Source organism: Devosia pacifica (genome assembly GCF_014652635.1).
Classification (GTDB): domain Bacteria; phylum Pseudomonadota; class Alphaproteobacteria; order Rhizobiales; family Devosiaceae; genus Devosia; species Devosia pacifica.
This window is the reverse complement of the sequence record NZ_BMZE01000002.1, coordinates 548,950-570,137: the sequence shown is the minus strand read 5'-3', so window position 1 is coordinate 570,137 and position 21,188 is coordinate 548,950. Positions and strand designations below refer to the sequence as shown.

Genomic DNA, 21,188 nt, shown 5'->3' with positions numbered 1-21,188 from the left:
AGACCGCGGCCCCAGATGCGTCCAACCAAATCAGCGATCGCTACTCGCGATTGCCAAACAGATGCAGCAGCATCATGAACAGGTTGATGAAGTCGAGATAGAGTGTCAGAGCACCCATGATCGCGCCCTTTGCAAGGGTGTCACGACCAAAGCTCTCCGAGTAGCTCTCCTTGATCTTCTGTGTGTCATAGGCAGTCAAGCCGACAAAAATCAGAACGCCGAGCACCGAAATGGCGAACTGCAGCGCCGAGCTCTGCATGAAGATATTCACGACCATCGCGATCACGAGACCGATCAGGCCCATGAACAGGAAGTGGCCCATCGAAGTCAGGTCGCGCTTCGTCGTGTAGCCGAAAAGGCTCATCGCGCCGAACGTTGCAGCGGTGATGAAGAACACGCGCGCAATCGAAGCCCCGGTGTAAACGAGGAAGATCGAGGACAGCGACAGCCCCATTACCGCGGCGAAGGTCCAGAATACGGCCTGCGCTGCACCGACGCTCAGCTTGTTGATACCGAAGCTCAGCACCAGAATGAAAGCCAACGGTGACAACATGATCACGAAGGACAGCGGGCTACCGTAGATTAGCTCGGCATTGCCGGGGCTGGACATCGCCCACTGGCTGACGAACCAGGCCACGAGGCCTGTGACGGCCAGCCCAATACCCATGTAGTTGTAGACAGACAGCATGTAGCTGCGCAGACCCTGGTCAATGGCCGCGGCCGAGCCGGCCCGCGCATTGAGGGTCTGACGGTCGAATTCAGCCATTTCAGCTCCTTTCGCGTGGAAGAGCGCCCTGTTGGTCTAGGACGGACTATACGGTCCACAATATGGAGACCCCCTCCGATCTTTACAAGCATAACCGGACGCTATCGCATCCATGTGTTCATATGACTGCATGGTGCCTGTGAAAGCGTTTGCGCTGTGCTAGCGTTGATTCGCGAATTGGTGCTGCGGCGCTGGGCCGCAGTGCTTCGCCGGACGAGGGAGATCAACCCAATGCCCAGGCTCTTCACCGGTCTCGAGGTCCCAACCGATGTGGCCTTCGCCCTCTCGCTCAAACGCGGCGGCCTGCATGGCGCCCGCTGGATCGATACCGAAAACTACCACATTACGCTGCGCTTCATCGGGGATGTGGACAATCACACGGCCGACGAGGTGGCGGACAGCCTTGACCGCCTGTCCAACTCCCTCGCCTTTTCGGTTCGGCTAACCCATCTGGGAGTGTTCGGCGGAGACAAGCCGCGGGCGCTTTATGCCGGAATCGAGCCCAACGAAAGTCTGGCTCGCCTGCAGGCTGCGCATGAACGCATGCTGCAAAAGGCCGGGCTCGAACCGGAACGGCGCAAGTTTGTGCCGCATGTCACGCTTGCTCGCCTGCGTGGCACCTCAGCATTCGATATCGCTGCTTATATCGCCAATGCCGGTCAGTTCATGCCGCTGAACTTCGAAGTCGGTCGGTTTGTCCTGTTTTCGAGCAAGGATTCCGTCGGCGGCGGACCTTATGTTGTGGAACAGGATTATCCGCTGGCGGCCTAGTCAGCGCCGGGCTGTTAACGTGGTGTTTACCGCAATTGCGCGAAGTCGCGGTGTGTTGCATCACTGCGCCAAATTGCGGACAACTTTGCTCGTCATTTCGGCATTTAAGTCAAAATGCGGGGCCCTTTGACGCATTGGTAACCATGTTTGGAGCATGCTTGCGGGACGCTGCTCCGGAACCGCACCTGCAGAAAAGGAAGGTATGGGATGAGGTATTCGACCCGTGGAATGATCACAGGTCTGATGACATGCGCGCTGATGAGCCTGTCGAGCCTGCCTGCTATGGCACAGGCGCAGTCTCTCGGCACTTTCGGCCAATGGACAGCCTGGAAGGGCACCGACGATAGCGGCGAGATCTGCTATATCTCGAGCCAGCCCGGCAGTAGCGAACCGAGCAATGTCAATCGCGGCCCGATTCACTTCCTGATCATTCATCGCAAGGGCATGGGCGTTCCGAACGAAGTGCAGACGCTTGTCGGCTATCCGCTCAACACCACCGATGCCAATGCCAGCGCTGCCGTCGACGGAACCGCGTACCCGATGGTGATCGAGGGCGAGGCCGCATGGCTCGCCTCGACAGCCGATGAGGCCCCGTTCGTGCGCGCCTTCCGTGCCGGCTCGCGCCTCGTGGTTCGTGCGCGCTCAGAACGCGGCACCGATACCACCGATACTTATTCGCTAAGCGGCTCCGCCGACGCGATGGATGCGATCGACGAGGCCTGCGGCATGGGTGTGACAGCCAACTGAGCCGCAAGCTGACGCTGTCGGCAACCCCATCGCGCTTGACCGCATTGCGTGCTTGTGCCGATACCCGTGTCGGCACAAAGGAGATGGCAATGACAAGACTTCGACTGCGGATCATGGTCGCCGGCGCGGCGGCGGTTGCGCTGATGGTGCCAGCTGCGGCCCAAAGTGTGCGGCTTCTGGGTGATTTTCAGCAATGGTCCGCCTATGCCGCAACGCAGAATGGTGAGCCAATCTGCTTTGCGATGACGGAAGCGACCTCGGTCGAGCCGACACCTGCTGAATATTCGCAGGCTTATCTTTATGTCACGCATCGCCCGGGCGCGGGTGTCGAGAACGAGATCAATCTCGTGGCCGGCACGGCGCTGTCGGCCGATGCGCCGGCCACCGCTAGTGTTGGCGGGCAGGATTTTGTGCTGTTCACCGAGCAGGATGCGGCATGGCTTGACGATGCGGCGCGCTCCGAAACCATGGCGTCCGCGATCCGGGCCGGCTCGACCATAAGCTTTTCTGTCACCAGTGCCGCCGGTGAGGACATAACCCAGACGTTTTCGCTGTCGGGCGCCACTGCTGCATCACAGGCGATCAGCTCGGAATGCTGATGATTCGGTCGGCTTTGCGCTTTAGCACTCCATGTGCTATTGGCGGCGCTTGATCCCAGACATCGGATGAGCTGTGCCATGAGCATCGCGCTGAATCTCGACCACGCCGTCGCGCGGCGACCCAATTCGGGCTCACGCCCTTCGCTGATCGGATTGAGCAAATCCGAGCTTGCCACAAGGCTCGAAGAGGCTGGCATTGGCGAAGGCAAACAGGTGCGCATGCGCGCCAGCCAGCTTTGGAACTGGATGTACGTCCACGGGGTCACCGATTTCGACCAAATGACGAACATCGCCAAGCCGACGCGCCAGCGCCTCAAGGACAGCTTTGGCCTCGATCGCCCGGAAATTGCGTCCGAACAGGTTTCGGTTGATGGCACCCGCAAATGGCTGTTCCGCTTCCGCGATCCAGCGCAGCCGAACATGCCGGCGGTGGAAGTCGAAACCGTCTATATCCCCGAGTCTGACAGGGGCACGCTATGCGTCTCCTCGCAGGTCGGATGTAGCCTTACCTGCACATTCTGTCATACCGGCACACAAAAGCTGGTGCGCAACCTCACACCCGGCGAAATCCTCGGACAGGTGCTGATGGCACGTGAGCGGCTAGGGGATTTCCCCGGGGGCGAGCGGCCGACGGACGGTCTGGTCCCTTCCGGAGAGACCCGCGCCATCACCAACATCGTGATGATGGGCATGGGCGAGCCGCTTTATAACTACGATAACGTCAAGCAGGCTTTGCTGATCGCCTCGGACGGCGATGGGCTTGGCTTGTCGAAGCGGCGCATCACGCTGTCGACATCTGGTGTCGTGCCGAAGATCGAGCCGACCGGCAGCGAGATCGGTGTCATGCTCGCAATCTCCCTGCACGCTGTGCGGGATGATCTGCGCGATGTGTTGGTACCGATCAACAAGAAATGGCCGCTCAAGGATCTGCTTCAGGCCTGCCGCGACTATCCAGGTTTGTCGAACGCGCGGCGCATCACCTTCGAATACGTGATGCTCGACGGCATCAACGATTCCGACGCCGATGCACGAGAACTCGTGCGTTTGCTTGCCGGTATTCCTGCGAAGATAAATCTGATCCCCTTCAATCCGTGGCCGGGCAGCAATTATGCCTGCTCCTCGTCCGAACGGATCGAGCGCTTCGCTGATATCGTCAATCGCGCCGGCTATGCCAGCCCGGTCCGCACACCGCGCGGGCGCGATATCTTTGCAGCGTGTGGTCAGCTCAAGTCGGAAAGTGAGCGTCTGAGCCGTCGCGAACGCGAAGCCCTCGGCGCCGCCTGAACCATTACAGGCGCCACTCGAACCGGGTTGGCTGCGACATCGCATGATCGACTCGCGGCTGGCTGACGTATTCATCGGAACGACGTGGTTTCGAGGTTCGGATGTCCTCAGCATCAGCTTTGAATAGCTCCCATGATCCGGTCTGCCCGTTATGCGACCGTCCGATCCCGCCTGGCGCGCGCTCGACCAGACATCATCTAACGCCTCGCCTCAAAGGCGGCACTCATCTGGGAACGGTGTTGCTCCACCAGATCTGCCATAGCGCGATCCACGCACGATATTCCGAGGCGGAACTGGCCAATCGTCTGTCGAATGTCGAGGATCTGAAGGCCGATCCGGAAATTGCACGGTTCATCGCCTGGGTCGCTAATAAGCCGCCGCATTTTCATGCACCGACGCGCTCAATGCGGGACCGTCGTGGTCCAAGGCGTCGCGGATAATCACTTCCGTATAATCACCCAAACGGCGTGGATAAGCCCCGGGAAATATCCGAGCAATGTGAGCAGGATATTCAGCCAGAAATGCAGCCCGATTCCTACCTGTAGGAATACGCCAACCGGCGGGATGATGACTGACAGGATAATGCGTAAGACGTCCATGCGAGGTGCCCCTTTTGTTGCTATGGCAACTCGTGGAGCGCCTATCAGTTCCTGAGCGGCACCTAATGTCCTGCAGCCATCGCCAGTCTTTGCACCAAGCGTGCGCTTGGCGTGATCTCGACCGAAGTGTGCGGATCAGAGGAGAACAGCGCCTCGCGCTCCGCTCGGGTTGATTCAAAGAAGGGAAAACGCTCCATAAGGCTGTAGCGGATGTGAGGCACGTCGGCGACGAACAGGCGCATCGGGAATGTCAGCTCGGCGAAATTGCGTTCTTCTCCAACCTGGCGTGCATTGAACACCCGCCGATAAAACGCTCCATGTTCCGGGCGCACCGCGGTCAGGCAGTAACGTACCGAAAAATGAACGCACGCCATCGCAACGATCCTCAGCGTCAGATATGGCAGGGCCGGATAGGCCAGCGATGCTTCGAAATCCGCAGTAAACCGGCTCGGATCGATATAGGCATCCCCGTTCGCCAACACCGGATCCAGCACCTCCGGCCAGACCGAGCGGCCCGGCGAAAACGGCATTTGTGGCGTGACGTGGTGAAACCGGATCGAACTGACCAGCCGGTCATCGATATAGACGCCGTAGCAGTAAACGTTCGGCGTATCGTCGTATGGATCGCGGGTTATCGCATCACTGTTGATCGGCACGAACGACTCGCGGCGGTACGCCTCATAGCGCAACTTGTAGACCGGATCGAACACCTCATCGGGCGAAACCCGCCGGTAGCGCACCCGGTCGAGAATGTCGATGAGTGCGCCAGCAAAACGTGAGACAGCAACAGTTTCTGAAGAATTGGTAGGACGCATTATCACTACTCCGCAACTGCAGAAACCTTAACGTCTCCTTCACCATATTTCTATCGATTGTTCACGATATGCGGTATACGGGTAACGCATATTACCCGCTGCAAGGCTGACAAATCCGCCGAAAGTTCAGTCGGTTAACGCCTGGTTAACCATGAAGCAGATTTGCTTCGCCTTCGCCGCGCGACGCGGCTTCGAAATGCCGGATAAAGTCCGCCACGTCGCGGGCCGGTAGTGGCCGAGAGAACAGATACCCCTGGGCCTGCTGCACCCTAGAATGGTCGCGGAGCACCTGCAATTGCTCTTCAGTCTCAACGCCCTCGGCCAGAACGCACATATTGAGGTCGGTGCCGATGCGGGCGACGTTCGTCAACAGGTTCCGGGCCCGGCGGTCGGTTACGATATCACTGAGAAAGCTGCGGTCGATCTTCAGCTTGGTGAACGGCAGGGCCTGCAGATAGCTCAGCGAGGAATAGCCGGTACCGAAATCGTCGAGCGAGATGCCGATACCTTGTGCCGCAAACGCCTTGAGCGATTCGATCGCAGACTCTCGGTGCTCGATCAGTGCGGTTTCCGTGACTTCCAGCTCAAGCCGGTTCGCCGCCAATCCAGCCTCCGCAAGGCTGCGGTTGACCATCTGGTGCACGTCGCCGCTGCGGAAATCACGTGCTGAAATGTTCACCGCCACCCCGATATGCGCCGGCCAACGGCTGCATTCGCGTGTGGCCTGGCGCAACACAAGATTGGTAATGGCGCTGATCAGGCCCATTTCCTCGGCAAGCGGAATGAAGGTCGATGGCGGGATCACTCCGAGAGATGGATGCGTCCAGCGCACAAGCGCCTCGCAGCTGACCACCTTGCCCGTCGACAAATCGATCAGAGGCTGAAAGGCGAGGCTCAAATCCTGGTCTGCCACCGCCTGGCTCAGGTCGAACTTGAGGCGTTGGCGGTGCTGGTAGTTGATGTCCATATCCGCATGGAAAAGCTTGGCGCCATGCTTGCCCTCGGCCTTGGCCGCATAAAGCGCAAGGTCGGCACGTGCCAGCAAATTGTCGAGATCGTCCATCAGGCGATCACTGACGACAATGCCGATGCTGGTGCTGACCAGCGGTGAGGCGCTGCCGAGATTGAACGGCCGATCGAACGTCGACAGGAGCATCTTGGCAAGCTCCTCTGCAGCGTCGTGCGATCCGATCTGCGAAACGAACACCACGAATTCGTCGCCGGCCAAACGCGCCAGCATGCACTGCGGCGGCAGTGCCTTGCGCACCCGCGACGCCACTTCGCGAAGCAGGCGGTCGCCCACCATGTGGCCCATCGAGTCGTTGACGTGCTTGAAATCATCGATATCGATCATGAACAGCGCGGTCGACGTCGGCTCCACGCCCTGCAACACGCTGCTGCGGCGGTCTTCAAGCGCTTCGTTGACGTATTCCGCAAAGTAAATGCGGTTGGGCAGGCCAGTAAGCGCATCGTGGCGTGCGAGGTGGTTGATGCGCTCTTCAGCCTCAACGCGTTCGCTGATATCTTCGAACAGCAACACACTGTTGCGGCGGCGGGAGCTGACCGTGACCTCGAAATAGCGTCCCTCCGACAGCGCCAGCAGGACCTTGCCGTCGCCATTGCGCGAGACGAGATCGGTCAGTCGGTCGATCGTTGTGCGTGGAAGTGTCTCGTCGCCGCCCAGGGCTTCGACGACGTCCTCGAACGGTTGCCCGGTCGAGATCTTGGCGCCAAACCGGTCGAAAAACTCGACGGCGCGCTGATTGGAGACAGATACGGCATTGCTGGCGTCGAGCATCAGCACGCCGTGGTTCATCGTTGCCAGCGATATGTCGAGATCGGCGGCGAGCTGCGAAGCCTCGACGCGACCGTGTACTGCCGCGAGCAGAATACTGCGAATGCCGCCGGCAAGATCGCGGAAGCTCACCAGCAGCATCACGAGCAGCACCGCAAGGAACGGGTAGGAAAAACCGCCCTTGAGGATCAGTGCTATGGAAAACGGGATCGTCAGGCAGAGGGTTTGCAGCGTGACCAGACGATCAAGACCAAAATTGCGCGCAACACATCCGACCATGGCCGCAATGCCGAGTGTGGCGCTGGCGAACTCGGCAAAAGGGTCGTCGACGAACAGAATGCTGATAAGGCACCAGGCGCCATAAGTGATTGCCACCATGCAGCCGCCGAGCAGCGCGCGGTTCTCCCAGCGCTCGGCCGCCGCATCGTCCTCGTCCTCGATTGCCGCTTTCCAGAACGCGACCATGTTCAGATAACGTGCGACACCAACAAGCACAAAGGCCACGGCGACGACAGTTAGGGCAATGGACTGTGCGCGATACGCGGACACGGCTGCAGCGGAAGCACTGGCAAGGGCGCCAAACAGAAGCGCACGCCTGTCACCATAGACAGAGCGTACAATCGACACATAGTCGATGGCTGGCATGGTTTTGCGGGCAGACGTAAGCACGCGGCATCCTCGGTTGCGTCCTGTCAGACCCCTGCACCGGACAGGAAATGTCCGGACACCAGGCTGAGCAAACAGCGTCAGCTTAGCCCCGGCGAATGAAGCGCAGGTTAATCTGAATTAAGCGGGCAGGCTTCGTAGGTATATTTGCTGTCAGTACTTTGCACCATCTGCGGTTCAACTGGCCTCACTGGCTGTCGAGTGCGCTGCACCCGACGGACCGTGGCGTGGGCCGAGGCTGGCTAGGCTAATCTTATCTGCCGGTAAGTTGATTTTTGCCGAAGCCATCATAGGGGTGCGAAAATTATCGCGCACTGGTCAACATTAAGCGTTCGGTCCGCTCGGTAAATCGTCTATCAGGGGGCCAGATGGAGGCCTAGAATGCAGGACGACTTCCTTATTGCTGACCGCCGAAGCCGCCGGATAGATTTCGGGGCGTGGATGTGGGTCAAATGTGCCGTGTTCTTCATCGGCGAACTGGCGGCGCTGTTCGCGGCCAGTGGCTATTCGGTGCGCCACTACGACCTGAGCTATCTAGGGATTGCGCGCTGCACCAGCTTTTTCAATCCGGATCTCGATGCTGCCCTCGAAATGTGCTCGCCACTTTTCATGGCGTACAATATCGGGCTGATCTTGTTTGGTTTATTTGTGGTCTTTGGCGTCTTGCTGACCTGGCCGCTCTGGCCACGAAATCGGTTGGCAACGCTGGGTCTCGGCCTTTACGCGCTTTCCGGCATTGGCGGAATCGTCACCGGCGCCTTTCCGGTCGATAGCGGCCTGTGGCTGCATACGGCAGGCGCGACGACGACGTTTGTTGCCGGCGGGCTTGCCATACTCCTCATTGGCCTGTCCGTCCGCACCGAGCACGCATCATTGTCGGTCTATTCCCTGATCACGGCAGCGCTGGTCCTCGGAGCCGCACTGCTTTATGCGCTCGGGCTTTATCTCGGGCTCGGGCGCGGCGGCATGGAACGGCTTGCCGCCTACCCGCTGGTTTTGTGGCCGATTGCTATGGGGGCGGCGATCCTGACAGGGTGGTTTCGGCCTCTGCGATCGGAAGAACTGGCCTATGGCTAGCCTTCAGTGGAAGTTGCGCCCGCTTGGCAGAGCCGCATAGGCGCGCCGGCGGGCCAGATCTTCGTGCCTGATAGCGTCGCGTGAGCGGGCGCGATCGCCATGCGGGCCGGACTTTCCCTCGTCCGCCCGCGACATCGCCGCGTCGCCAAGCGGCACGCCATTGGCGATCGCGATCAGTCTTGGCGTCAGATCGTGCATCTGACGCGCCACCACATGCACCACCAGCCCTTCACGTTGCAGTTCGCCACGGACCACCAGCATGCGCGAGGCCAGAACCGTTCGGCGGTTGGCTTCGAACACACGCGGCCAGATGATGATGTTGGCGACCCCCGTCTCGTCCTCGAGCGTTGAAAAGATCACCCCGCTTGCCGTGCCGGGGCGCTGACGGACCAGAACAAGTCCCGCAACCGTTACCTGCTTGCCATTTTGAAGATCCAGAAGGTCCGCTGCCCGCACCACGGCGTGACGGTCGAGTTGATCGCGCAAGAAGCTGACCGGGTGCCCTTTGAGCGAAAAAGTCAGCGCCTTGTAGTCGCTCACCACCTCTTCGCCCGGCGGCATGGCCGGCAAATCGGCATCCGGCTCACTGCTCTGGCGACCGCCTTCGCTGGTTTTGAACAGAGGCAGCGTTTCTGCGCCTTCCGCGCCCATCAGTCCCCTCACCGCCCACAATGTATCGCGGCGGCTTAGCCCAAGCGAGGCGAAGGCATCGGCATTCGCCAGCACTTCAAGGGCAGAGACCGGCAGACCCGTCCGCAGCCACACATCGCGCACGGAATCGTAGCCTGCGCCACGCCGCGCCACCAGCAAATTGGCATGATCCTGCTTCAGGCCCTTGATATAGCCGAGCCCCAGTCGGATCGCATGATTGGAGAGAATGTCCTCGCGCATTTCTCGGTGCTGCGGTCGCACATGCTCTGCGGCGGGCCGGCTATTCTCCTCCAGCACGCAATCGAGATCGGATAGGTTCACGTCCACCTCGCGCACCTCGACGCCATGTTCAATGGCATCGCGAATGATCTGTGATGGCGCATAAAATCCCATTGGCTGGCTGTTGAGCAGCGCGCAGGCGAACACATCAGGGTAATGGCACTTCATCCAGCACGAGGCATAGACCAGAAGCGCGAACGAGGCCGCGTGGCTTTCCGGAAAGCCGTACTCGCCGAACCCCTGGATTTGGGCGAAACAGCGCTTGGCAAACTCCACCTCATAGCCATTGGCGATCATCCCGGCGATGAACTCCGCCCCGAACTCGGCGATCTTGCCATTGCGGCGCCAAGCCGCCATTGCCCGGCGCAGCTGGTCTGCCTTGCCGGCGGAAAACCCAGCGCCGACAATGGCGATCTGCATCGCCTGCTCCTGGAACAGCGGCACGCCGAGTGTTCGTCCCAGCACCGCCTCGAGATCAGGGTTCGGAAACGTCACCTTTTCGCGTCCCAGTCGACGCTTGAGATACGGGTGCACCATGCCGCCCTGGATCGGGCCGGGCCGCACGATCGCCACCTCGATCACCAGATCGTAGAACTCACGCGGTTTCAGCCTTGGCAGCATGGTCATCTGCGCTCGGCTCTCGATCTGAAAGACGCCGATCGTGTCCGCCCTGTGCGTCATCCGGTAAACCGGCGCGGCGCGCTCCGGGAACTTCTTCTCCTCACGCAGCAGTTCGGCCAGTTCCACCTGCGTGTCATAATGCCGATGCAGCAGCTCGAACCCGCGCCGCAAACAACTCAGCATGCCAAGCGCCAGAATATCGACCTTGAGAATGCCAAGCGCGTCGATATCGTCCTTGTTCCACTCGATGATGGTGCGGCTGTCCATCGCTGATTTGCCGATCGGCACCAGCGATTCGAGCGAATCCCGCGTGATCACGAAGCCGCCGACATGCTGGGACAAATGCCGGGGAAAGCCGCGAAGCACCCCGACAACAGCGAACATCTGCGCCAGCACCGGATCGTTGGGATCGAGCCCCATCTGGGCGACGCTCGACAGATCGAGCTTTTGCCCCCACCCCCAGTGCAACTGGTTGAGCCCCGCCACCACGTCTTCCGAGAGGCCGAACACTTTCGCGGTCTCGCGAATAGCGCTTTTCGAACGATAGCTGATGACGTTGGCCGTAAGCCCCGTGCGCTTGCCCCCATATTTGGCATAGACATAGGCCATCACCTCCTCGCGCCGCTCGTGCTCGAAATCGACGTCGATATCGGGCGGCTCGTCGCGCTCGGTGGAAATGAACCGCCCGAACACCAGATCGGCACTCGCCGGATCGACTTCGGTGATCTCGAGACAAAAGCACACCGCCGAATTGGCGGCCGAGCCGCGCCCTTGGCAGAGGATTTTCCGCTCGTAGCGCGCATAAATCACGATGTCATGTACGGTCAGGAAATAGGCCGCGTAGTGCTTGTAGGCGATCAGGCTCAATTCCATCCAAAGGGCGCGCTTCACCTTGTCCGGCACACCGCCGGGATAGCGTCGTGCCGCCCCCCGCCAGGTCAGGCGCTCAAGGGTCTGCTGGGCGCTCTCACCATTGCCGATCGTCTCCTCGGGATAATTGTAGCGCAGCTGATCGAGGCAAAAGCCGATGCGGGCAGCGAACCGCACGGTCTCGGCCAGCGCATCGGGATGTTCCGCGAACAGGCGCGCCATCTCGCGCGGCGGCTTCAAATGCCGCTCGGCATTGGCTGCCAGCGTCCGTCCCGCCTCCTCGAGTGTCATGTGCTCGCGAATGCAGGTGACAACATCCTGAACCAGTGACCGGTCGGGCTCGTGATAGAGCACATCGCCAGAGGCGAGCATGGCAACGCCACAACGCTTCGCAAGATCAGCCACACGGTTGAGCCGGGCCCGGTCATTGCCGGCAAATCTCAAAAAACCCGCGAGCCAGATATTGCCCGGCACTCTGCCGGCAAGCCGGGTGAGCACGTCTTCGGTTTTGGCCCAGTCGTCTTCGTCAGGCACGAGGATGAGCAATTGCCCCACGATGAAATCCCCCTCCCGGCACAACAGATCAGATAAGTGCAGCTCCGGCGCCCCCTTGGCACCCCGTTTGTTGGCCAGGGTCAAAAGCCTGCACAATCGCCCATAGGCGGCCCGGTCGCTGGGATAGGCGACGATATCCGGTGTCCCATCGGCAAAGCACAACCGGACGCCGACGAGATAGCGAAATCCTTTAGGCTTTTCCTCGAGATCACGGTCCGCCACATAGCCTCTGACAACACCTGCAAAACTGTTGCGGTCGGCAAGTCCGAGCCCCGCGAGCCCGAGTTGCGCTGCAGCTGAGACCATCTCTTCGGGATGCGAGGCGCCTCTGAGAAAAGAGAAATTGCTGGTTGCCAGTAACTCGATGAAGGCTGGCGGCGCGACCGGACGAGATGGGCGAGACGGCGGCAGCGGGATCGGAGCGCTCATGAAAACACCCCATGCAGATACCATTGCGGATCGGCCCCGGGCACGAACAGCCCCAGCCGGAACAACCAGAATCGGCGTCCCCCGTCATCTTCGGCCACGTAATAATCGCGCGTCGCAGCCGCTGAATCGAAAGGCTCGAGATTGGGCAGAAGCGGCATCTGCTCGGGCTTGTCATCACGATCCGTCTTGCCGGCATCGAGCGGCGCCAGAAGATCGAGCCGGCGATGAGCGCGCCACCACTCGGCCCCGATCCGCTCGGGCCCGGAGGCCTTGACGAAACCGTACCGAACCCGTCGCCATACCATTGCGGCGGGCGGTCCATCGGGCACCGCCGCAACGACACTGATCGGCTCTGGAGACGGCAGCAGCCGCAATGGCCGCACAAGCCCGGTGTTGGGCAAGACTGAATTGGTCTCGCCCGAAACGGCCGGAGCCAGCTTTATGGCGCGTTCGGGCACGTGCGTATCAACGAAGATCGATCGCACCACCGCAAGGGCGCCCAGCCGGGCAGTCATCCGGTCATAGAGTCTGTCGAGATCGCTCGCTCCGTCGCGGGTTTCGAAAACGCCCATCTGCGTTTCATCGAGCGTATCGACAGAACTTGCCGCAAGCCGGATCATGTCGATACCGAAGCCCGGATCGTAGCCGCCTTCGAGCCGTTCACTGCGATGCGCGAACAGCCGCGTGATGTGGCTGGGATCGCGCGTTGCGCGCCCGGCATTGACCGAAAGCGAAAGTACCTTGTGGTCGACCCTGTAGATGAACAGGTGAAAACTGTGGGCCGCGACGCCTTCGCGTTCGAGGTCGTGCCCGAGCCGGATCGCCAGATCGTGTGCCGCCGCCAGCACGTCATCCATCAGCCCGATCGGTTCTGCAAACCTGCGCTCGGCAAATCGTTCCGCCGGCGGCAGACGCGGCGTCATCCGCTCGCTCACATGTCCAAGCGCCTGGTCGAGTCTGGTCAACAGCGAGACGCCGAACCTTGCCTGCAGCGGCTTGCGCGGACGCTGGTAAAGCTGGCCGATGCTCTTGAGGCCCATCTGGGCCAGCCCCGCCACCTGCTCGCCATTCAGCCTCAGCGCCGAAACCGGCAGGCCAGAAAGCGCTGCGGACACCTCGTCAGGGGCAAGGATCCGGCTTTCCCGGCCATGATGGCTGATCGCCCAGGCGGCACCAATGCTTGGCGCAATTGCACCGAACACCGTAATGCCCATTGCCGCAAGCCGCCCTGTGACGCGCTCGAGCATCGCCTCTTCGCCGCCAAACAGGTGCGACACCCCGGTAATGTCGAGCACCAGATCGCCATAGGCGGTCATGTCCTCGAGAACCGCCACCAGCGGGCTCGCCCAGGAATGCCAGTCGGCAAAATCGGCAAACACCGCACTGGTCCACGACCGGTCGATCTCGCGCGCCTGAACCGTCGGCAGTTGCGCTCGCGCTTCGGCAAGGCTCTGCTCGGCCCGCAGCCCGGCGTGCGCGGCAAGCGCATCGAGCGCCACCAGCCGCATCGCACCCTTGTTTTTTTCATAGAGCACCAGCGGCAGATCGGGGCTCAGCGAAGGCTCAGCCCGTCTGAGACAGTCCGTCGCCCAGAGCGGCAGGTTCAGAACCATGAAGCGTCGATCGCCGGTCTGCTGCAGCGTGTTCTGCGGCCCCTCCAAATGGGCTGACGCATTCGAGAAGGCCATGCTCACGCCACTCCAGCAGCCATTGGCCATTCACCCGCCCGTCGAGTACCCCTTTTTCCAAACGCGCCAGCCAGCGCGGTGCGCCGGGCGCCTTTGCATCGAACGGCATCGCGGCGCTGCGCTCGGGCGTCAGGTGCCAGCGAAAGCCCGCTGCACTCGCCTCGCGGCCCGTTCCGTAGCGCATGACGAACAGCGAGGCTCCGGCCGAAGCCGCCCGCATGCTCAGCCGCCGGCTTGCGGTGAAATCGAACTGCTTCGGCGCACCCCGGATTTCGGCGATCACCGCCGCAACGGCCTGGCAGGCCAGCGCCTCCTCGGCCGCCCACAACAACTCGGTGATTGTCGCGGTACGCGCCAGCAGCACCTCTTCGGGAGAGAATCCGAAACGCGCCAGTCCTGCGGCATAGGGCAAACCGAATTCCTGGCTGTCGCGCAGCAGGTGGATATAGATCAGCGCCGGCCTTTGCGGCGTCAGCAGATGCCGTGCCTGGGCAAGCGCGAACCCGAGCGTTGCGCCGCCATTGCGAGTCGCATCGGTGAACACCTCGTGCATTACCCCGGACGGCACAGGCAAAGCTCCAGCGACGTTCTCCGAATTGGTGGTCGTGTCCTTGAGGCTTGGCCGGCGCTCGATTCGCGCAATCGTCTGGCGCAGCGCATCGAGAGTGGCGGTTTGTGTACGCGTGGTCATGACACACTCGCATGGGTCTCTGTTCCGTCGTCAGATGAGAACAAAAACAGAACATCTACCGGCGAAAAGAGTCAAGCTGAGTCTTTTTCAGGCTGTGTGTATCCAGCACATGTCCGAGGGAACCCGCCCGGCACCTAAGGCCTTGAGGCTCAACAGGCCGTGAATCAGCGCGACCGGCATTGCCGCGTGGCTATGCCATACATAGTTTCAGGACTCACCCGAGTCCCAGCCGGGACATGCGAAAGGACCAAGCCATGTTTGAAGCGCTCAGCCGCCTGTTCGCCAAGCCCGAGCCGGAGCTGGACGAGCATGACCCGAAGCTCGCAGTCGCTGCGCTCCTCATCCATCTCGCCGGTGTCGATGGCGAGACGCAGCCAGAAGAGCGCAGGGCGATTCGCGAAGCGCTGATGGACAATTACGCCCTCGACCAGGAGGCCGTCGATTCGCTGATGCAGGAAGCCAGCGAACGCGATGCAGAGGCCGTTGATTTTTATGGCTTCACTTCCGCTCTCAGCCGGCTCGATCTTGCCGAGCGCCTCGAAATCATCGAGATGATGTGGCGGATCGTCTTCACCGATGACAAGAACCACGAGATGGAAGACAACATGGTCTGGCGCGTGGCCGAACTGATCGGCATTTCCTCGCGCGACCGCACCGTCCTGCGCTCCCGCATCGCCCGCGAAAAGCACGCCGGCTAAGGACGCTACCAGGCCTCGAAAGCGCCGATGATTTCCGGCTCGACCTTATCGCACTCGACAGTGCCGGCCAGCCGGTCAGCGGCATCGCGCGCCAGCGCCTGAGCATCCTCGTTCACCAGCGCATCCACATAGGCGATATGGCAGGAATTACCTTCGGCGATCTGGCTGACCACCAGAACCTCGTTGGTCTCTTCACCTTGCGCATTGGAAGTGAAGTAGCGCGCAATACTCGCCACCGGAAACCACCTGCCCATTGCGTTCGATAATCGCCATTCGAGCTCCGGACCGAGGTGATTGAACGGCTCGGCGGTCTGACCGGCAACCCGCTCGTTAGGCGCAGAAAACCCATAGCTGAGGTAGAACCGCAGATCGCTCTGCGACACCCATAACGGAAAACCGCGATATCCGGGGCACGACCAGATGCTCTCGAAATCGTCGGCGCTCAGCACCAGGCAATCATCGAGATTGAGATCGGTGTAAAAGCTCTGAAATCCTGCCACTGCCGGAACGGCAGCAAGACTATTGGCCAGCAACACAAACGCCGAAACCGCTTTCCACCTGCGCACCCGGCTGCCTTTCTCATTGCCGCATCTGGCGCCAATATGGCTTGCTTTTGCGGGCCGATCTAGGCAGAACGCGGCTATCCTCCTCCCCGACCATGAGTTTGCTTCATGAATTTTGCGGCCATTCCGACCGGCAAGAATCCTCCCGACGACCTCAATGTGGTGATCGAGGTGCCGCTGGGCGGCGAACCGATCAAATACGAGATCGACAAGGACTCCGGTGCCCTGTTCGTTGACCGGTTTCTTTATACGCCGATGCGCTATCCCGGAAATTACGGCTTCGTGCCGCATACGCTGTGCGGCGATGGCGATCCGCTCGATGTCATCGTCTTGAACTCGCGCCCGCTGGTGCCGGGCGCCGTGGTGCGCTCGCGACCCGTCGGCGTTCTGTTCATGGAAGACGATGGCGGCCAGGACGAAAAGATCCTTGCCGTGCCGGTCTCCAAGCTCACCCGCATGTACGATAACGTTCATGACGTCACCGACCTGCCGGAGATCGCCGTTGAACGCGTGAAGCATTTCTTTACGCACTATAAGGATCTCGAGCCCGGCAAGTGGGCCAAGATCGATCGCATCGGTAACATTGACGACGCCCGCAAGGTCATTCTCGATTCCATCGAGATGGCTAAGAACGAGAAATAATCATGCAGCGCGGCCGCATCGTCATCCTTGACGGGCCGCCGCGCTCTGGAAAATCCTCGCTCGCGGCAGCCATTCAGCAGCATGTCGCGGGCGCGTGGATCAATCTTGGCGTTGATCTCTATAACGCCGCCCTGCCCAAAGCCCTGCTCCCCGGCATCGGCCTGCGCCCCGGCGGTGAACGGCCCGACCTCGAGCCGATGGTGCTGCGGCTCTACCAGACCCTGTTCGATACCATCGCGCTGCATGCGCACGCCGGCTTCAACGTCGTCGCCGATCTCGGCATCCACGATTTCTATGCCACCCCGTTGAACATCGCCGTCCATCTCGAACAAAAGCTGGCAGGCCTTTCGGTACTGATGGTCGGCGTCACCTGTGCTGACGAGATCAATATTGCCCGTCGCACAAAAAGCGAAAAATCGGCGACGCAGTATGCCGTCGATCCCGCGATCGTCGCCCGCTGGCGTGAAGCCGTTGCCGCCGGCAAGCGCTATGACCTCGTCATCGATACCGGCACCACAACGCCGGAGACCGGCGCGATGCAGATCGACCAGGCGCTTGCCGCAAAGACCGGCACGCTCGACTACGAGGCGTGAAACCGTCCGGCGGCAACGCCGCCGAACGAGGCTGTCACCCCAGATGCGCCAGGATCGCAAGCAGCAGCAGCGCGACGATATTGGTGATCTTGATCATCGGGTTCACCGCCGGGCCCGCCGTATCCTTATAAGGGTCGCCGACCGTATCACCCGTCACCGAGGCCTTGTGCGCCTCAGACCCCTTGTGGTGGGTGACGCCTTGGGAGTCCGTAAAACCATCCTCGAAGCTCTTCTTGGCGTTGTCCCAGGCCCCGCCACCCGCGGTCATCGAAATGGCAACGAACAGCCCGGTCACGATCACGCCCATCAGCATTGCGCCAAGCGCCGAAAACCCGGCCGCTGGTCCCGCGATCCAGTACATTGCGAAGAACACGAAGATGGGCGACAGCACCGGCAGCAGCGACGGGACGATCATCTCCTTGATCGCGGCCTTGGTGAGCATGTCGACGGCGCGGGCATAATCAGGCTTCGAGGTGCCGGCCATGATCCCCGGATCGGCCTTGAACTGGCGCCGCACCTCGACCACCACTGCCTGCGCGGCACGCCCGACTGCCGTCATCGACAGCCCACCGAACAGGAACGGCAGCAACCCGCCGAACAATAGCCCAACGACCACATAAGGGTCCGCCAGCGAGAAGTTGAGCGTCCCAAGGCCTGAAAAGAACGATCCTTCCGGCGCTTCAGCGCTGAAGTAGATCAGGTCCTGCGTGTAGGCTGCAAACAGCACCAGCGCGCCGAGCCCCGCCGAGCCAATGGCATAGCCCTTGGTCACAGCCTTCGTGGTGTTGCCGACCGCATCGAGCGCATCGGTGTTCTGGCGCACTTCCGAAGGCAGCCCCGCCATTTCAGCGATACCGCCGGCATTGTCGGTCACGGGTCCGAAGGCATCGAGCGCGACGATCATCCCGGCCAGCGCCAGCATGGTTGCGACGGCCACGGCGATCCCGAACAGACCCGCGAGATTATAGGTGACGATGATGCCGACAATGATCACCAGCGCCGGCAGCGCCGTCGATTCCAGCGATACCGCTAGTCCCTGGATGACGTTGGTGCCATGGCCGGTAACGGACGCCTCGGCGATGGAGTTGACCGGCCGTCGACCGGTGCCGGTATAGTATTCCGTGATCCAGATGATCAGGCCGGTGATCACTAGCCCGGCAACGCCGCAAAAGAACAGATCAAGTGGCGTGAACGGATTGGTTTCGCTTCCGAGATTTAGGCCGAGATCGCCGAACACCAGCCAAAGCACCGGAAAGATCGCAACGAGCGACATCACGCCTGTCGCGATGACACCCTTGTAGAGCGCGCCCATGATGTTCGTCGACCCACCGCTCAGCTTGACGAAGAACGTGCCTGCAATTGAGGTGAGAACGCACACGCCGCCGATTGCCAACGGCAGGACCATGCCCGCAAGCTTGTAGGCGTCCGGCAATATGATGGCTGCCAGCACCATTGTGGCAACAATCGTCACCACATAGGTCTCGAACAGATCCGCCGCCATGCCGGCACAGTCACCGACATTATCCCCTACATTGTCGGCAATGGTTGCTGGATTGCGCGGATCGTCCTCCGGTATTCCCGCTTCGACCTTGCCCACCATGTCGCCGCCGACATCGGCGCCCTTGGTGAAAATGCCGCCGCCAAGCCTGGCGAAGATCGAAATCAGCGACGCACCGAACGACAGCGCCACCAGCGAATCGATCACCGTGCGGCTGGTCGGCTCGAAGCCGATACCGGTCAGCACCATGAAGTAGATGACGATTCCCAACAGTCCGAGCCCGGCAACCAGCATGCCGGTAACAGCCCCGGACTTGAACGCCAGATCGAGCCCCTTGGCCAACGAGGTCGTTGCCGCCTGTGCCACGCGCACATTGGCCCGCACCGACACGTTCATCCCGATAAAGCCCGCGGCCCCGGACAGCACGGCGCCAATCAGAAATCCTATGGCGGCATAAAGCCCCAGAAGGACAAAGGCGAGCACGAGAATAACGACGCCGACGATCGCGATCGTGGTGTATTGGCGCTTGAGATAGGCCGAGGCGCCTTCACGCACCGCCGCCGAAATTTCCTGCATCCGCGCGGATCCTGAATCCGCCGCAAGCAGGGTTCGGGTGGTGATCACCCCGTATACAATCGACAGGCCACCGCACAGCACGATCAGCCAGAGTGCCAAACTCATGAGAAACCCCTCGCAATGTCTCCTCCGAGCCCTCCGAGACGGTGCGCAGCCTCCTCCAAGCCTGCGCACCGCCCTCCCTCTGGAGCGCTCCCACAACGCGAGCTTAGTGGGATTAGCGTGTTAAGCAATGGGATTTGCGTTATTTTGTCGCAGGCCTCTCGATAAGACGGGCGGCATGGCAAGCGGGTGGGTCAGCGCATCACCAGCACACCGCAGGACACACTCGTCGCGGTCTGAGGAACCGAATTGGGAGAAAGCTGCGAAACCTTTGAATGCCGAGGCAATCACGCACGCAGTGCCAAGCGGCTCAAAAGCGCCTCGATATGGTCGTGGGCCACAAACACGAAAGGCCGCCTCACGGCGGCCTTCGTAATCTCTGTCTGAGAGATTTGGAGCGGGCGATGGGATTCGAACCCACGACCCCAACCTTGGCAAGGTTGTGCTCTACCCCTGAGCTACACCCGCACGCTCCAGTGCGTCGGCTTGTGACCGGCGCGACGGGCGCCTATATGCCCAATCATAAGGGTGATTGCAACCCCATTCTTTACGTTGCCGTGACAACCCCTATCTCTTGCGTTGCTGGTATCCGCCAACGCAAGTAGAACCAGTGCTTACACCAACGCCCAAGGGCCACAACGAATGACCATTATGCTCAACGGCGCAGCCGATTCGAACACCAGCCCGCCGGCCGGGCTGATCAAGGAATCCTCGGACCAGGCCTTCAAGGCCGATGTCATGGACGCTTCACGCCAGACCCCGGTGCTTGTCGACTTCTGGGCGCCGTGGTGCGGCCCCTGCCGGCAATTGACGCCGACGCTTGAGAAGGTCGTCAACGAAAAGGCCGGCAAGATCAAGCTGGTGAAGATCAATATAGACGAGAACCCGGCCATTGCCGGCCAGCTCGGTATCCAGTCGATACCTGCCGTATTCGCCTTTGTCGGCGGACGTCCGGTGGACGGTTTCATGGGTGCGCTGCCGGAGAGCGAAATTCGCCGGTTCGCTGATAAGATCATCGCCTCCGCGCCGGAGCCCGGCCCCGAAGCCGGCTCACGTGATGAGCAGATCGAAGCCGCGCTTTCGGCAGCAGATGAGGCACTGGCGGTCAACGACATCAACCGCGCCGCGCAGATTTTCGGCATGGTGCTGCAGCACGAGCCGACAAATGCGTCGGCACTTGTCGGCATGGCGCGCGTGTATCTCGCTGCCGGCCAGACCGACGAGGCTCAGGCGGCCCTTGACGCCGTCCCCGAGGATCAGCGCAACACCGAAGGTTATGAGGCCGTGGCTGCCTCGCTTCGCCTGCTCAGTGAAGCGGCGGAACTGTCGGCCGCCGACAGCCTCGAGGCGCAGCTCGAAACTGATCCGGATGATCATCAGGCGCGTTTCGACCTTGCGGTGGTGCAGAACGCCAATGGTGACCGTATGGCCGCCGCCGAGACTCTGATCGCATTGATGCGCCGCAGCCGCGAGTGGAACGAAGACGGCGCCCGCAAGAAGCTGTTGGAACTGTTCGAGGCCTGGGGCCCGAAAGATCCGGCAACCATCAAGGGCCGCAGGATGCTGTCGACGGCCCTGTTTTCGTAAGCACCGGCGGCTATAGCCGGACCAAG

19 protein-coding genes and 1 tRNA gene are annotated in these 21,188 nt (G+C 61.0%); 10 read left to right on the top strand and 10 right to left on the bottom strand.

The annotated features are described in order from the left end of the window. Window positions 1-40 precede the first annotated feature (40 nt). On the bottom strand, window positions 41-766 hold the full coding sequence (locus IE127_RS09895) for a Bax inhibitor-1/YccA family protein (RefSeq protein WP_189425515.1): 726 nt from the start codon (window positions 764-766) through the stop codon (window positions 41-43). A gap of 231 nt (window positions 767-997) precedes the next feature. On the opposite strand from IE127_RS09895, the gene thpR reads away from it, so the two are divergent. The 5 genes from thpR to IE127_RS09870 all read left to right on the top strand — a co-directional run bounded on the left by thpR (window position 998) and on the right by IE127_RS09870 (window position 4,607). Then, window positions 998-1,537: an RNA 2',3'-cyclic phosphodiesterase gene (gene thpR, locus IE127_RS09890; RefSeq protein ID WP_189425514.1), complete on the top strand. Its 540-nt coding sequence runs from the start codon at window positions 998-1,000 to the stop codon at window positions 1,535-1,537. A gap of 207 nt (window positions 1,538-1,744) precedes the next feature. After that, window positions 1,745-2,284, top strand: coding sequence for an invasion associated locus B family protein (locus IE127_RS09885; protein ID WP_189425513.1), 540 nt, complete (start codon window positions 1,745-1,747; stop codon window positions 2,282-2,284). 89 nt (window positions 2,285-2,373) lie between these two features. Then, window positions 2,374-2,883 (top strand): invasion associated locus B family protein, encoded by a 510-nt coding sequence (locus IE127_RS09880; protein WP_189425512.1) that lies wholly within the window; start codon window positions 2,374-2,376, stop codon window positions 2,881-2,883. Between the two features lie 78 nt (window positions 2,884-2,961). Continuing rightward, window positions 2,962-4,167 (top strand): dual-specificity RNA methyltransferase RlmN, encoded by a 1,206-nt coding sequence (gene rlmN, locus IE127_RS09875; RefSeq protein ID WP_189425511.1) that lies wholly within the window; start codon window positions 2,962-2,964, stop codon window positions 4,165-4,167. Window positions 4,168-4,268: 101 nt separating this feature from the next. Continuing rightward, complete coding sequence (locus IE127_RS09870; protein ID WP_189425510.1) at window positions 4,269-4,607, top strand: HNH endonuclease family protein; 339 nt, start codon at window positions 4,269-4,271, stop codon at window positions 4,605-4,607. On the opposite strand, the gene IE127_RS09865 is transcribed toward IE127_RS09870, so the two are convergent. From IE127_RS09865 to IE127_RS09855, 3 genes are all read right to left on the bottom strand, one after another. Then, a complete protein-coding gene (locus tag IE127_RS09865; protein WP_189425509.1) occupies window positions 4,608-4,766 on the bottom strand; it encodes a YqaE/Pmp3 family membrane protein in 159 nt (52 codons plus the stop codon). A gap of 62 nt (window positions 4,767-4,828) precedes the next feature. Then, window positions 4,829-5,581, bottom strand: coding sequence for an N-acyl amino acid synthase FeeM domain-containing protein (locus IE127_RS09860; protein WP_189425508.1), 753 nt, complete (start codon window positions 5,579-5,581; stop codon window positions 4,829-4,831). A gap of 145 nt (window positions 5,582-5,726) precedes the next feature. Then, window positions 5,727-8,045, bottom strand: a complete 2,319-nt coding sequence (locus IE127_RS09855; RefSeq protein ID WP_189425507.1) for a putative bifunctional diguanylate cyclase/phosphodiesterase — start codon at window positions 8,043-8,045, stop codon at window positions 5,727-5,729. Between the two features lie 378 nt (window positions 8,046-8,423). On the opposite strand from IE127_RS09855, the gene IE127_RS09850 reads away from it, so the two are divergent. Next, complete coding sequence (locus IE127_RS09850; RefSeq protein ID WP_189425506.1) at window positions 8,424-9,119, top strand: DUF998 domain-containing protein; 696 nt, start codon at window positions 8,424-8,426, stop codon at window positions 9,117-9,119. A gap of 3 nt (window positions 9,120-9,122) precedes the next feature. Here IE127_RS09850 and IE127_RS09845 read toward each other — a convergent pair whose 3' ends face one another. From IE127_RS09845 to IE127_RS19910, 3 genes are read right to left on the bottom strand one after another with little or no spacing between them, the layout of a single operon-like run. Beyond that, complete coding sequence (locus IE127_RS09845; RefSeq protein WP_189425505.1) at window positions 9,123-12,524, bottom strand: error-prone DNA polymerase; 3,402 nt, start codon at window positions 12,522-12,524, stop codon at window positions 9,123-9,125. Further along, window positions 12,521-14,137 carry a Y-family DNA polymerase gene (locus IE127_RS09840; RefSeq protein WP_373297319.1) on the bottom strand — a complete coding sequence of 539 codons (1,617 nt, stop codon included), beginning with the start codon at window positions 14,135-14,137 and terminating at the stop codon, window positions 12,521-12,523. Before IE127_RS09840 ends, IE127_RS09845 begins: the two co-directional genes overlap by 4 nt. After that, window positions 14,088-14,903 carry an ImuA family protein gene (locus IE127_RS19910; RefSeq protein ID WP_373297307.1) on the bottom strand — a complete coding sequence of 272 codons (816 nt, stop codon included), beginning with the start codon at window positions 14,901-14,903 and terminating at the stop codon, window positions 14,088-14,090. Before IE127_RS19910 ends, IE127_RS09840 begins: the two co-directional genes overlap by 50 nt. A gap of 254 nt (window positions 14,904-15,157) precedes the next feature. Between IE127_RS19910 and IE127_RS09835 the strand changes: the two genes are divergently transcribed. Further along, complete coding sequence (locus IE127_RS09835) at window positions 15,158-15,601, top strand: tellurite resistance TerB family protein (RefSeq protein WP_189425503.1); 444 nt, start codon at window positions 15,158-15,160, stop codon at window positions 15,599-15,601. 5 nt (window positions 15,602-15,606) lie between these two features. On the opposite strand, the gene IE127_RS09830 is transcribed toward IE127_RS09835, so the two are convergent. Continuing rightward, window positions 15,607-16,167, bottom strand: coding sequence for a hypothetical protein (locus IE127_RS09830; RefSeq protein ID WP_189425502.1), 561 nt, complete (start codon window positions 16,165-16,167; stop codon window positions 15,607-15,609). Window positions 16,168-16,272: 105 nt separating this feature from the next. On the opposite strand from IE127_RS09830, the gene ppa reads away from it, so the two are divergent. Then, window positions 16,273-16,806, top strand: coding sequence for an inorganic diphosphatase (gene ppa / locus IE127_RS09825; protein WP_189425501.1), 534 nt, complete (start codon window positions 16,273-16,275; stop codon window positions 16,804-16,806). Window positions 16,807-16,808: 2 nt separating this feature from the next. Continuing rightward, on the top strand, window positions 16,809-17,399 hold the full coding sequence (locus tag IE127_RS09820; RefSeq protein ID WP_189425500.1) for a phosphotransferase-like protein: 591 nt from the start codon (window positions 16,809-16,811) through the stop codon (window positions 17,397-17,399). A 34-nt stretch (window positions 17,400-17,433) separates the two neighbouring features. Here IE127_RS09820 and IE127_RS09815 read toward each other — a convergent pair whose 3' ends face one another. Next, complete coding sequence (locus IE127_RS09815; RefSeq protein ID WP_189425499.1) at window positions 17,434-19,578, bottom strand: sodium-translocating pyrophosphatase; 2,145 nt, start codon at window positions 19,576-19,578, stop codon at window positions 17,434-17,436. Between the two features lie 390 nt (window positions 19,579-19,968). Continuing rightward, a tRNA-Gly gene (locus IE127_RS09810) sits at window positions 19,969-20,043 on the bottom strand. A gap of 174 nt (window positions 20,044-20,217) precedes the next feature. On the opposite strand from IE127_RS09810, the gene trxA reads away from it, so the two are divergent. Beyond that, the gene (trxA, locus tag IE127_RS09805; protein ID WP_244640090.1) at window positions 20,218-21,162 is read left to right on the top strand and encodes a thioredoxin; all 945 of its coding nucleotides are present in this window, start codon (window positions 20,218-20,220) and stop codon (window positions 21,160-21,162) included. Window positions 21,163-21,188: the final 26 nt, after the last annotated feature.

Coding starts and splice junctions, on each gene's coding strand:
- IE127_RS09860 (WP_189425508.1), bottom strand. CDS start 5,581: ATGCGTCCTACCAATTCTTCAGAAACTGTTGCTGTCTCACGTTTTGCT.
- IE127_RS09880 (WP_189425512.1), top strand. CDS start 2,374: ATGACAAGACTTCGACTGCGGATCATGGTCGCCGGCGCGGCGGCGGTT.
- IE127_RS09870 (WP_189425510.1), top strand. CDS start 4,269: ATGTCCTCAGCATCAGCTTTGAATAGCTCCCATGATCCGGTCTGCCCG.
- IE127_RS09865 (WP_189425509.1), bottom strand. CDS start 4,766: ATGGACGTCTTACGCATTATCCTGTCAGTCATCATCCCGCCGGTTGGC.
- IE127_RS09840 (WP_373297319.1), bottom strand. CDS start 14,137: ATGGTTCTGAACCTGCCGCTCTGGGCGACGGACTGTCTCAGACGGGCT.
- IE127_RS19910 (WP_373297307.1), bottom strand. CDS start 14,903: ATGACCACGCGTACACAAACCGCCACTCTCGATGCGCTGCGCCAGACG.
- IE127_RS09820 (WP_189425500.1), top strand. CDS start 16,809: ATGCAGCGCGGCCGCATCGTCATCCTTGACGGGCCGCCGCGCTCTGGA.
- thpR (WP_189425514.1), top strand. CDS start 998: ATGCCCAGGCTCTTCACCGGTCTCGAGGTCCCAACCGATGTGGCCTTC.
- IE127_RS09835 (WP_189425503.1), top strand. CDS start 15,158: ATGTTTGAAGCGCTCAGCCGCCTGTTCGCCAAGCCCGAGCCGGAGCTG.
- IE127_RS09815 (WP_189425499.1), bottom strand. CDS start 19,578: ATGAGTTTGGCACTCTGGCTGATCGTGCTGTGCGGTGGCCTGTCGATT.
- IE127_RS09850 (WP_189425506.1), top strand. CDS start 8,424: ATGCAGGACGACTTCCTTATTGCTGACCGCCGAAGCCGCCGGATAGAT.
- rlmN (WP_189425511.1), top strand. CDS start 2,962: ATGAGCATCGCGCTGAATCTCGACCACGCCGTCGCGCGGCGACCCAAT.
- IE127_RS09885 (WP_189425513.1), top strand. CDS start 1,745: ATGAGGTATTCGACCCGTGGAATGATCACAGGTCTGATGACATGCGCG.
- ppa (WP_189425501.1), top strand. CDS start 16,273: ATGAATTTTGCGGCCATTCCGACCGGCAAGAATCCTCCCGACGACCTC.
- IE127_RS09895 (WP_189425515.1), bottom strand. CDS start 766: ATGGCTGAATTCGACCGTCAGACCCTCAATGCGCGGGCCGGCTCGGCC.
- IE127_RS09845 (WP_189425505.1), bottom strand. CDS start 12,524: ATGAGCGCTCCGATCCCGCTGCCGCCGTCTCGCCCATCTCGTCCGGTC.
- trxA (WP_244640090.1), top strand. CDS start 20,218: ATGACCATTATGCTCAACGGCGCAGCCGATTCGAACACCAGCCCGCCG.